This is a genomic window from Microbacterium meiriae, from assembly GCF_032364335.1.
GTDB lineage: Bacteria > Actinomycetota > Actinomycetes > Actinomycetales > Microbacteriaceae > Microbacterium > Microbacterium meiriae.
On sequence record NZ_CP133984.1, the window covers coordinates 618,546 to 629,753 of the forward strand.

Below are 11,208 nucleotides of genomic sequence, written 5' to 3' on the forward strand. Positions count from 1 at the left end.
AGGCTCCCGCCTCCACGCACAGGTCGTGGCGCCACCTTCCGAAACGGAGAAACCCCATCAGCGCCTCTTCGAGGGCAGATGGGGTTTCTCTACTCGCCGCGACCGCACGGGGCCGCGGGCGACGCAACGCTCAGGCGGCTGGCTGCTTGACCGCCGTCGGCGTGCTTGAAGTCGTCGCGACCAGGGCCGGAGAAGCCGCCTGCGGCGGTCTCTCAGCTGCCTGAGCAGGAACCTGACGATCACTGCCGACTGGTTGCGTCGTAGGCTGCTCCTCAATTGATAGCAGGACGGTGACAGCCTCGATGAGGCGAGCAGCGCGCTTGGCCTCGTCCTTATCGGACGTGACCTCGTAGCGGCCGTGCTTGCCATCACGAATGATGGGTGGTTCAGGCTGGACGTCGAGAAGCTCGTACAGCTGCTCGACGGCGTCACAGCGTGCGAACGCCGCGACCTTGATCGCGTCGTTCACGTTCTTGTCGTAGGCGTCCTGCTCGGCCTGCAGCGCGGCGATCTGCGCAGCTCGGAGCTGACTACGGGTCCTTCGCATGGTGTTCTCCTAACGGTGCGGTGTAGTGGTCAGCCCCGATCAACGGGGCTCGGTCTTAGGTGGGGCTACGGTCTCCTCGCCCCTACCCGGAGGTGCAAAGGGATCGCTGCCGACGTACTGGTCCAGGTCAGCAACGCTGATACCGAGAGCCGTGAGTTCGTCCGCGAGTCGTGAGGTCAGCGCTCGGGACCGCTGCAACGGCGTGTCCCACTCGGAGCGCCAGCCGGCAGTGCAGCCGGGCGTCCGGCAAGTGATAGGGAAGCCCGAGCTCGCAGCGGATCCGTGGTCGGTGGCGCATGAGGCGGTGGCCCCGTTCGCCATGAACCTAGCGATCCACGCTCGAACGTCTTCAGCGACGAACTCGCGGGTCAGTTTCACGCTCGCAAGATCCGCATCGGAGATGGCGGAATCCGGAGGCACCAGAACCCAAGTCTTGGAACGCTTGGTGGTCGGGTCCGGCTTGATCTCGTCGATCTGCCACCCTGCCTTTCGAAGATCCGGAGCCACTCGCCGGAGCTTGCCACTCATGCCACGAGGCTCGGGCCAATAGCGATCGTCCGAGGGTCTGCGCAAGAGCTCGTGAAGGGCCTTGCCGGTACCCGTCCAGCGACGTTTGATCGTCTCGGTGATCGCCACCAGGAACTGGTCGGTGCTCACGATGTCCTCGGCGACAGAATCTTGCGCCCGCCGGTAACGGCTCAGAGTGTCTGACCCCGTTGCATGATCAAGAGCGGCCAAGATCTCGGCGAAGTCCGCCATCCGAGGCTTGTTGCCGAGTTTCACGACGGGCAGCTGCTGCAAGGTCAGAACAACAAGGTCCAACAATGCACCCACCATCGAGGCGTAGCTCGCGTTCCAAGCGGAGTTCAACTCGCGTTCTGAGCGACGCCTGTCTGCGGGGATCACCTCAAGATCTCCCCAGACGCATCGCTCGGCGAGGTCGCCGTTGAGAACGCCGATATCGATACTGGTGAATCCCAGGACGCCCTGCACCTGCATGATGCGCACGTCGTCGTCGGTGTACAGCGCGCGGTCGACATCAGCTTCACCGGTCACGAATCGGCACAAGCCGTCCGACAACCAACGCGGCATCGACGACATATTGTCGAAGACCACGCCGCGCGAGTGAGCCCCGGCGTGAAGCAGCCGGTCCGCATCGTTCGGTGGGCGCCTCACCGGCGCGGTGGTCGGATCGAACAGGGAGAAGAGCCGTCGTGCACTACTGGTCTTGGCGGTTCCCTGTTCACCGAGCAGAGCCAAGGCCGGGCACGGAAGACCGACAAGGATCGTCGCAGCGACGAGCCAGCCGATGATCAAGCCGCGGTCCGAGGCCGGCAGATTGACGAACTCCCACAATGCGTCGAGGTTTCCGCCGCGCGCAGGGACGGGCAAAGGGGCGGTCACGGCGGTGCGGCGAAACAGCACGGGAAGGTCATCGTCGCCGTCGAGGATCTCCCAGCCGGCTGCCGTCACGCGGATGACCTGCTCACTGCGATCGCCGATGTCGATGAAGATCTCGTCGTCGCTGGGGCGCGCCGTGCGCAGGTGCAGCTTGATGGGCTCGAAACTCTCCTCCGCCTCGTACTCAAGCGCGCTCATCGCCTCAGTCAACGCGTTCTGCGAGGCTGTGCGAGCGGTCCGACGCCGGTACATGCCGCCGAGTTCCTTGCGGACGGAGCGTCTGCTGCCGAGGAGAGGAATCGCTACGTGACCGCCCTTGCGAACACCGAAAGGCTTGCCATCGGTATCGACGTGAAGGTCGTAGTGATCGAGGGCCAACTCAACGAGCTGCTGCGCGGTGGACCGCTTCCCGAGCGCCTCGGGGATATCGCGGTCTTCAGGTACGCTGGTGGTAGTCAAATGCAGGATCTCCTTTCAGATCCGCCATGGGGTCGCCGAGTTGCAGCTCGGTGGCCCTTTTTGTTTCTTCCGTATGGGTAGTGCTCGCTCAGGGTTCGAGCGTGATGTCGATCTTGTGGTTGCGGTCCCTTCGTATCCGCGCCTGCACCCTGCCGTGCGCGTGTTGAGCACCAGCAGGCCGCTTCGGGGGCGAGGCAAGAGCAGGCACGCTCCCGGGAGCCGAGGAAGATCGGTAGTGCGGAAGTCACCCCCGCACTTCTCCTGCGCGGACTGCACCTATTTCGCCTCCGAGGTGCCAATAGAGAAGTGATGGGGTTCCGTCCGCATCTCCGCTCCCGTGCGCGGGTTATCTAGGCGACGGCGGGGCGCGCCACGTGCGGAACACCACGCGGAACGTGTCGGTCCCGACAGTTGCCTCGAAGTTCCGCACGGTTTCCGCGCGCAATGGGTCCGGCGAGGACGCATCACATCGCCGGCTCGAGCTGCTCCTCGATCCAACGGTCGACATCGGCCTGACGCCAGCGAACAGCGGCGCCGATCTTCACGGCCCGGGGGAGCGGCTCACCGAGCGACCGCTTGCGGTAGATAGTCGACACAGACATGCCGGTCTGGGCGGAGAGATCGTGAACGTCGAGGAGGGTGTTCGTCGTCTGTGTCATGCGGAGTCCTTTGATAGCGAGTACCAGAAATTTGTAACTTGTGAGGTACCGTAACACAAGCTACATGATTCTGGTAACTTGTAAGCATGGAATCAATGGCATACGCGGAAGCGGTGGGCGGATTTCTTGCCGCCTACCGGCGGCGGCACGGGATTACCCTTGAGGCGATCGCGACCGTTGGACGCGATTACGGAGCAACGTGGAGCCTGTCTAGCGTCCAGGCGATTGAGCGGGGCAAGGCTGCGCCGACGGTTCCGACGCTTCTCACGCTCGCACTCGCACTTGGAAAGCTCTCTGGTGAGCCGCTTCGACTCGCCGACCTTCTTGGGGCTGCGGAGTTGCTGGAACGGCCGTACGAGCTCCGTGAGGATCAGCCCGTGCGGCGGGAGTGGGTCAACCGCGTACTGTCGGGCGCACCGATCGCGCTCGAGGATGGCGACTATGCGCACGTGGGCGCCGCGCCGATAGGTGGGGATCACGAGTGGGACGAGGAACTCGAGATGGCGGCCCTTGAGCATATGAGGGTGCACGGCAGGAAGTCCGAGTCGTATGACCAGGTGGATGCACAGTGGGGGGCCATGACGGAGGTGCCCGACCGTGACACGCGTCAGAGCGCTCGTCGGCCTAGTGTGAGCCTTGCAGAGTCTCGGGCGGCAAAGAAGCTTGGGATACGCCCACCTCTGCTTCAGCAGTACGCGGCGCGACTCTGGGGCCATTCCCTTGAAGTCGAGGCCCTGCTCCGTGCCGGCGAGGACAGCACGCCGCAGGCGCGTGGGCGCGTCACGCGTGTGCTCATTGACGAACTCCGCGCATCCACCGACGGTGAAGTCTGATGGCCAGACCTCGAATGGCGATCGGAACCTACGGCACCATCCACGTGGCCGAGGTTCAGCCGGGGAAGTGGCGTGCCCGCACGCGGTATCGTTTCGCGGACGGCAAATCCCGCCAGATCGAGAAGCACGCGCCGAGCAAGGCCAAGGCGACGGCCGCGCTGAGGCATGCGCTGACCACGATCGAGGCCGACCGCGGTGGCGAGCTGAAACCGGCAACGCACCTCCGCGCCCTCGGCCAGAGGTTCTTGGAGTCCCGGCGTGAGTTGGGGCGCTCAGAAGGCACGCTGGAGACCTACGGCTATGCAGTCACCGCTCATATCGCGCCCCGGATCGGCGACCTCTCAGTCGCCGAGGCCACACCTGAACGGCTGCAGAAGTTCCGTAACGCCGTTGAGAAGGAAGCCGGCCCGGGGGCAGCAAAGAACTGCCGATCGGCGCTGAGTGGCATGCTCGGCCTAGCGGTGCGGAACGGGGCTTTGTCGCACAACCCCGTGCGTGAGCTCGAGCGCGTCACCCAAAGGAAGAAGAAGGGCAGCACCGCAATCCCGTTGGACGAACTGCCGATGTTTCTCCAGCGCGTCCGTGAGGACGAGAAGCTCAACGAGTGGGACACGGTGGATCTGATCACGTTCATGCTCGCGTCAGGGTGGCGAGTGGCCGAGGTGTGCGCGCTCGAAGCGAGCGCTATCGACTTCGCCGCCGGCACAGCTTCCGTTGTCGCGCAGAATGTGCGTGTGAAGGGGCGGGGAATTGTGCGGCAGGAGTTCGCGAAGACCGACAAGTCCGCGCGTACCACCCACTTGCCGGAAGCGACCATGCTCCTCCTTCACAAGCGGCACGAGAGGCTGCGCGCCGATACCAACCTCATCTTCCCGACTCCGCTGATGCGCCCTCGCGATCCCTCGAACACGCAGCGGGAGCTTCGAGACCGTCGCGACGGCCTGGGGTACCCGGGATTGTCAACGCACGCGTTCCGAAAGTCGGTAGCCACGATTCTTGACAAGGCTGGACTGTCCGCGACAGAGATCGCCGACTACCTCGGACACGAGAACCCGAGCATGACCCAGGACGTGTACATGAACACCATCAAGGGCTCCACCAAAGCTGCAGGCATCATGGGCCAGAAGCTGGACGGGCTGATCTAATCCGGTGCGAGAAGCAGCCCGGGGCGGAGTGAGGAGAGGGCTTCCGCTCTACCCGATCGTAGTGTCCGTGGCTGCGGATACGATCCATCGATGACTGATGAGCAGCCGCCGGCGCCTGATCCTGCGAGCGGGCTGAATCTTGCGGACGAGCTGAACCGTGACTTCTATTCGCATTCACCATCGCAGTACCTGCGAACTCGAATCGCGTTGCTCGTCGCCCTCGGCGACGCCGATGCCGCCTTGCATCCCGCGCTCGTTGGAGGTGTCCGTGCGTGGGGTATGGGCGTCGAGCTAGAGGTGCCACTAGACGACGAAGAGATCGACGGATTCGCTGTGGTCGAGTCGATCTCGATCATGTACCTCGCGGCGGAGGCACTCCTGCGGTTGTACTTCGCGCACGTGGAACCGGAGCCTTGTCCGCCGCTGAAGCTCTCGTCGTTGACGAGCTTCGCGAAGTTCAAGCAGATGGCGGGCGACTTGTTGACCAGCCCTCCGCGCAATGAGCTATTGCGCGAGGTATTCCGCGGCAGGCTCGATGCGCCTGCTGAGGTATCCGCGGAGGCATGGACAGAGGACGCTGACGTCCTTCGATTTCTCTTGACTCGGGCAGCCGCGCTGCTCGCCCGCGAGGCTAACGTGTACAACTCGACGAAGCACGGGCTTGCAGTGCAACCTCGGAAATCCGGGCTGCGCCTCGGTAGCGAGGAGGACCCGAATGGCGTGATCATCGACCACCACGGACCGTCCATCCGGTTCCTCAGCAAGGGTCCTAGCGCCGAAGAGGGGGTGCAACAGTGGCGAGAGACGATCCAGTTCGCGTTCCCTTCCATCAACCTCGCAGTTGCATCCGCTTTCGCCGACGAGATCGACGCGATCCACGCGGTGGCGAAGGCGCGCTTGACTGGTGAACAGGGCTCAGTGACGATTCGTCAGCGAGCGTTGATTGACCACCTTCGTGCCGTGCCCTTCGCTAGCAACTACACGGGGCTTCTATCTCTGGGGATGCATCGAGACTTTGGGGTCAGGATTGGGCGCTAGTTGCGTTCGGGCGACGCTGCTGCCTGAGCCTGATAGTGCGGAGTTTGTGCGGAGTCCACGACTGAAAACCCCAGAGCCTGCCCGGAGGGAGGCAGTCGCTGACGCGGAAAAACCCTGATAAGCGCATAAAAGAACCCCCGCGATGTAGAAGCTACGCGAGGGTTCCAGTGGCTCCGACCGGCATCGATCCGGTGACCTTTCGATTTTCAGTCGAACGCTCTACCAACTGAGCTACAGAGCCGCGCGGCGATGATGCTGCCGCGTCCTAGACGAAGAGCCCTCTCCGAAGAAAGAGCTCGTCGCACGGAGCGACCCTGACGGGACTTGAACCCGCGACCTCCGCCGTGACAGGGCGGCACGCTAACCAACTGCGCTACAGGGCCATACTGGTGTTTTCAATTGTATCGGATGGAGTGACCCCAACGGGATTCGAACCCGTGCTACCGCCGTGAAAGGGCGGCGTCCTAGGCCGCTAAACGATGGGGCCGAGTCAGTCCCGGGGGACTTCCTTGCCGACGCTCAAGCATAAGGGATCATCCGGGCAAATCGCGAATCGAGGCCGGAACCCGCTTCCCCCGGGCGTGTTCGAGCGGGACGATGGAGGGGCCGGGGATGCCGTTCGCGCCGTTCCAGGAGTCTGGTGCTGGTGTGAAAGTTGTTGTTACTGTGGCATCTGTGAAACCGGCGGAAGGGGCCGTGTGAACGAGAAGACCACGCAGGATGCGGCACTCGCGGCATCCGCGGACTGCGGGTGTGCGCCCACCCCGGCGGAGCGCCGTACCCTCTTCCGAGACGGGATCAGCCGCCGCGGCGCTCTCGGACTCGGCGCGCTCAGCGTCGTCGCCCTCAGCGCGTTCGGCATCTCGTCCGGTGTCACGGCCGCGCACGCCGCGTCGTATCCGAGCTGGGACGACGTGCAGAAGGCCAAGCAGAACGAGGCCTCCAAAGCCGCAGAGGTGAAGCGCATCGAGGGACTGATCCAGTCGCTCACGCAGAAGGTCTCCGAGACGCAGGCCGCGGCCGAGGTCGCCTCGACCGAGTTTTACAACGCGCAGCAGGCCTACTTCGCCGCGATCGCGGAGGCCGACTCCCTGCAGGAGAAGGCGGACGCGCAGGCCGCCGTCGCCGACGAGTCCGCCCGCAAGGCCGGCCAGGTCGCCGCACAGCTCTACCGCAACGGCGGTGACGACACCTCGCTGGAGCTGTTCTTCGCGGATTCCGCCGCCAACGCTGACGAGCTCCTCGCCCGCCTCGGCTCCATGGACAAGCTCCTCGAGTACAACAAGACCGTCTACAACGACGCGGTTGCCGCGCGGAACTCCGCACAATCGCTCAGCGATCAGGCCGTCGTCGCCCGTGACGAGCGCGACCGCCTGCAAAAGATCGCCGAAGAGAAGATGGTCGCGGCGCAGCAGGCCGCCGACGCCGCGCAGGCCGCGCTCGACGAGCAGTCCTCGAACCTCGCCACCATGCAGGCGCAGCTCGCCGCGCTGAAGGACACCACCGCGACCACCGTCGCCGGCTACCAGAAGGGCGTCGAGGAGCGCGAGAAGGAGCGCAAGCGCCGCGAAGCCGCCGAGGCCGCCGCGAACGCCGGCGGCAACAGCGGCGGCGGCGGGACCCCGGGGAGCGGCGGCTGGGTGCGTCCGCACGGCGGCTACCGCAGCTCCGGCTACGGCCCCCGCTCGCAGCAGTGCAACGCCAACGGCTGCTCATCGAGCTGGCACTACGGCGTCGACCTCGCCAACGGCTGCGGCGCGGCGATCTACGCGGCGCACTCGGGCACGGTGGACGCGGCCTTCTACAACGGCGGGTACGGCAACTACGTCCGGATCCAGCACGGCGGCGGCATCGCCACCGGATACGCGCACATCAAGCCCGGCGGCTTCGCCGTCCGGAACGGCCAGTGGGTGCGCGCCGGCCAGGTCATCGCCTATGCGGGAAACACCGGCGGTTCCTTCGGCTGCCACCTGCACTTCGAGGTCTACATCAACGGCCGCTACACGAACCCCATCGACTTCATGGCGGGCAAGGGCATCTCCGTCTGACGGACGGCTGGACAGCAGAAGACCCCCGGATGCATGGCGTCCGGGGGTCTTCGCTTCGACAGGCTCAGCGACCCAGAAGGTCAGCGACCCAGAGAGGTCGGCGACCCAGAGAGCTCAGCGACCCAGAGAGGCGGCGACCCAGATGGGTCGGGTCAGTGGCCCTGCTCGCCGAAGCGGACGATGGCCTCGTCGAGGATGCGCTGCGCCTCGGCGGCGTTGCCCCACTCGTCGACCTTGACCCACTTGTTGGGCTCGAGGTCCTTGTAGTGCTCGAAGAAGTGCGCGATCTCCTTCTTCGTGTACTCGGCGATGTCGTCGATGTCCTGGATGTGGGCCCAACGCGGGTCCTTCGAGAGCACGGCGACGAGCTTGTCGTCTCCGCCGGCCTCGTCGCTCATCTTGAGCACGGCGACGGGGCGGACCTCCACGACGACGCCCGGGTAGATCGCGTGGTCGAGCAGCACGAGCACGTCGAGCGGGTCGCCGTCCTCGCCGAGCGTGTTGTCGAAGTAGCCGTAGTCGGCCGGGTAGCCGAAGGTCGTGTAGAGCACGCGGTCGAGGTGCACTCGCCCGGTCTCGTGGTCGACCTCGTACTTCACGCGGCTGCCGCGCGGGATCTCGATGACGGCGTCGTGTGCGCCCATGCGTGTGCTCCTCAGGAAGATCGGTTGGATGCCGCGGACCAGCCTACTCGGGGGCCGCGGATCCGACCGTGACGGCCGAGGCCGTGCCCTAGCGTGGAGGGATGCCTTCCCTCGCCCCCGCCGTCGCCGAGATCCGCCTCGCCGTGCGCACCGCGCTCGCCGATCTGCCCGAGGGCTCGACCGTCGTCGTCGGCGTCTCCGGCGGCGCCGATTCGCTCGCGCTGGCGGCGGCCACCGCGTTCGAGGCTGCGAAACGCGGGGTGCGTGCGACCGCGGTCACCGTCGACCACGGTCTGCAGCAGGGGTCCGCCGAGGTCGCCGCCGAGACGGCACGCATCGCCGGACGGCTCGGGCTCGAGGCGCTCGTCGTCCGTGTCGAGGTCGACGGCGACGGCGGTCCGGAAGCGGCCGCGCGGGATGCGCGCTACCGCGTGCTCCGGGATGCGGCGGGGGACATCGGCGCGAGGGCGGTCCTGCTCGGCCACACCCTCGACGACCAGGCCGAGACCGTCCTCCTCGGACTCGCCCGCGGCTCCGGGGCGACGAGCCTGCAGGGGATGGCACCGGATCGGGAGGACGACGACGGCCTCCGCTGGCTGCGTCCTCTGCTCGGCGTGCGCCGCGAGACCACCCGCGCCTTCTGTGCCGCGACGGAGCTGCAGCCCTGGGAAGACCCGCACAACGTCGACGACCGCTACACGCGGGTACGGGTGCGTCGGCACGTGCTGCCGGTGCTGGAGGCCCAGCTCGGTCCCGGCATCGCCGAGGCGCTGGCCCGCACCGCCGAGCAGCTCCGGGAGGACGCGGAGGCGTTCGACGAGATGATCCACGAGACGATCGAGGACATCGTCGAGCATGCCGAGGCCGGGATCTCCGTGAGCGTCGCCGCGCTCGCCGCCAACCCCGCCGCGTTGCGCAACCGCATCATCCGTCTCGTGGTCGACAGCGAGTTCGGGGCGAGCCTGAGCCGTGCGCAGACGATCGAGGTCGCCCGACTCGTGACCGACTGGTCGGGTCAAGGGCCGATCGACCTGCCAGGGTGCGCCGCCGTGCGCCAGGGCGGCCGGATCGTGTTCACCGCCGCGACCCGCTGAGTCCCTGGCCGCGGCGGCGTCACGTCCTACTTCTTGCCGCCGAAGAGGCCGCCGAGGATGCCACCGAGGTCGATGCCGCCGCCGGAGCCGCTCTTGCCGCCGCCGAGGAGGCCACCCAGCACGTCACCCAACCCGCCGCCGGAGCCGGAGTCGCCTCCGCCGAGGATGCCGCCGATGACATCGCCGATCCCGCCGGAGCCCTCCGCACCCGCGTCCGCCTTCGCCGTCTTGTCCTTGGTCGCGTTGGCGATGAGACCCATCACGATCGGCGCGAGGATGGGGAGGAGCTTCCCGAAGTCGATGCCCGGGGTCGCCTTCGACTCCGTCAGCTCCTTCGTGACCTCCTTCTCCTTCCCGCCGAGGATGTGGGAGACGATCTTCTCGCCGTCCTCCTGGTCGATGTCGTCGACCGTCGCCGGGCTCGACGCGCCGCGGTGCCTGCCGAGGGCCTTCTCGATGGCCGCCGATCCTTCCGAGCTCTCCGCGTTCTTCGCGAGTCCGCCGAGGAGCACGGCGCCGCCCTGCTCGACCGCGACCTTGGCCTCGTCACGCGACACTCCGAGCTTCTGCGCGATGTCGTCGAGGGGCACCTGGCTGAGGATGTCGTGAGTCGCCATGGGGATCTCCTTCCGTCGGGGCGTGCGCCCGCGTCACCGTCAGAGTAGTGCGGTGTCGTCGCGCAGGGGAGGGTACGCGCCTGCGACCGGAGCACACCGCCGCGTCGCCTAAAATCGATCCATGCGCGCCGCGGAGATCCAGGACGACCTTGCACAGATCCTCGTCACCGAGGAGGAGATCAACGCCAAGCTCGAAGAGCTCGCGGCGCAGGTCGCGAAGGACTACGAGGGCAAGGACCTCCTCCTCGTCGGCGTGCTGAAGGGCGCGGTCATGGTCATGGCCGACTTCGCACGCGCACTGCCGTTCCACGCGCCGATGGACTGGATGGCGGTGTCGAGCTACGGCGCCAGTACGAAGTCGAGCGGTGTCGTGCAGATCCGGAAGGACCTCGACACCGACCTGCACGGCAAGCACGTGCTCATCGTCGAGGACATCATCGACTCCGGCCTCACGCTGAGCTGGCTGCTGGAGAACTTCGGGTCCCGCGGTGCGGAGTCGATCGAGGTGCTCGCGCTGCTGCGCAAACCGGAGGCCGCGAAGGTCGAGATCGACTGCAAGTACGTCGGCTTCGACATCCCCGTGGAATTCGTCGTCGGCTACGGGCTCGACTACGCCGAGCGCTACCGCAACCTCCGGGACGTCGCGGTGCTGGCGCCCCACGTGTACAGCTGACGCTTCGACAGGCTCAGCGACCCACGCTTCGACAGGCTCAGCGACCCACG

At 66.2% G+C, this 11,208-nt stretch carries 11 protein-coding genes and 3 tRNA genes; 6 read left to right on the forward strand and 8 right to left on the reverse strand.

Annotated elements, in window-relative coordinates; translation table 11 throughout:
• Positions 1-130 precede the first annotated feature (130 nt).
• The 3 genes from RI211_RS02865 to RI211_RS02875 all read right to left on the reverse strand — a co-directional run bounded on the left by RI211_RS02865 (position 131) and on the right by RI211_RS02875 (position 3,066).
• On the reverse strand, positions 131-547 hold the full coding sequence (locus RI211_RS02865) for a hypothetical protein (protein ID WP_029266140.1): 417 nt from the start codon (positions 545-547) through the stop codon (positions 131-133).
• A 39-nt stretch (positions 548-586) separates the two neighbouring features.
• On the reverse strand, positions 587-2,407 hold the full coding sequence (locus RI211_RS02870) for an AICE element replication initiation protein (protein ID WP_051667911.1): 1,821 nt from the start codon (positions 2,405-2,407) through the stop codon (positions 587-589).
• Positions 2,408-2,871: 464 nt separating this feature from the next.
• On the reverse strand, positions 2,872-3,066 hold the full coding sequence (locus RI211_RS02875) for a helix-turn-helix transcriptional regulator (protein ID WP_062635491.1): 195 nt from the start codon (positions 3,064-3,066) through the stop codon (positions 2,872-2,874).
• 95 nt (positions 3,067-3,161) lie between these two features.
• Between RI211_RS02875 and RI211_RS02880 the strand changes: the two genes are divergently transcribed.
• The 3 genes from RI211_RS02880 (at position 3,162) to RI211_RS02890 (ending at position 6,082) form a co-directional block, all read left to right on the forward strand.
• The gene (locus tag RI211_RS02880; protein ID WP_062635493.1) at positions 3,162-3,899 is read left to right on the forward strand and encodes a helix-turn-helix domain-containing protein; all 738 of its coding nucleotides are present in this window, start codon (positions 3,162-3,164) and stop codon (positions 3,897-3,899) included.
• Positions 3,899-5,044 carry a site-specific integrase gene (locus RI211_RS02885; protein WP_315638138.1) on the forward strand — a complete coding sequence of 382 codons (1,146 nt, stop codon included), beginning with the start codon at positions 3,899-3,901 and terminating at the stop codon, positions 5,042-5,044. Before RI211_RS02880 ends, RI211_RS02885 begins: the two co-directional genes overlap by 1 nt.
• A gap of 90 nt (positions 5,045-5,134) precedes the next feature.
• The gene (locus RI211_RS02890) at positions 5,135-6,082 is read left to right on the forward strand and encodes a hypothetical protein (protein ID WP_029266130.1); all 948 of its coding nucleotides are present in this window, start codon (positions 5,135-5,137) and stop codon (positions 6,080-6,082) included.
• A gap of 168 nt (positions 6,083-6,250) precedes the next feature.
• Here RI211_RS02890 and RI211_RS02895 read toward each other — a convergent pair.
• The 3 genes from RI211_RS02895 to RI211_RS02905 form a co-directional block, all read right to left on the reverse strand.
• Positions 6,251-6,323: transfer RNA gene (locus RI211_RS02895), tRNA-Phe, on the reverse strand.
• Positions 6,324-6,391: 68 nt separating this feature from the next.
• A tRNA-Asp gene (locus RI211_RS02900) sits at positions 6,392-6,465 on the reverse strand.
• A 31-nt stretch (positions 6,466-6,496) separates the two neighbouring features.
• Positions 6,497-6,569 (reverse strand) — tRNA-Glu (locus RI211_RS02905).
• 211 nt (positions 6,570-6,780) lie between these two features.
• Here RI211_RS02905 and RI211_RS02910 point away from each other — a divergent pair.
• Positions 6,781-8,130, forward strand: coding sequence for a peptidoglycan DD-metalloendopeptidase family protein (locus RI211_RS02910; RefSeq protein WP_315638139.1), 1,350 nt, complete (start codon positions 6,781-6,783; stop codon positions 8,128-8,130).
• A gap of 152 nt (positions 8,131-8,282) precedes the next feature.
• On the opposite strand, the gene RI211_RS02915 is transcribed toward RI211_RS02910, so the two are convergent.
• A complete protein-coding gene (locus RI211_RS02915; protein WP_017204665.1) occupies positions 8,283-8,774 on the reverse strand; it encodes an inorganic diphosphatase in 492 nt (163 codons plus the stop codon).
• Between the two features lie 101 nt (positions 8,775-8,875).
• Between RI211_RS02915 and tilS the strand changes: the two genes are divergently transcribed.
• A complete protein-coding gene (tilS, locus tag RI211_RS02920) occupies positions 8,876-9,868 on the forward strand; it encodes a tRNA lysidine(34) synthetase TilS (RefSeq protein WP_315638140.1) in 993 nt (330 codons plus the stop codon).
• A gap of 26 nt (positions 9,869-9,894) precedes the next feature.
• On the opposite strand, the gene RI211_RS02925 is transcribed toward tilS, so the two are convergent.
• Positions 9,895-10,485: a DUF937 domain-containing protein gene (locus tag RI211_RS02925; protein ID WP_315638141.1), complete on the reverse strand. Its 591-nt coding sequence runs from the start codon at positions 10,483-10,485 to the stop codon at positions 9,895-9,897.
• Between the two features lie 121 nt (positions 10,486-10,606).
• Between RI211_RS02925 and hpt the strand changes: the two genes are divergently transcribed.
• On the forward strand, positions 10,607-11,158 hold the full coding sequence (gene hpt, locus RI211_RS02930; protein WP_187663213.1) for a hypoxanthine phosphoribosyltransferase: 552 nt from the start codon (positions 10,607-10,609) through the stop codon (positions 11,156-11,158).
• Positions 11,159-11,208: the final 50 nt, after the last annotated feature.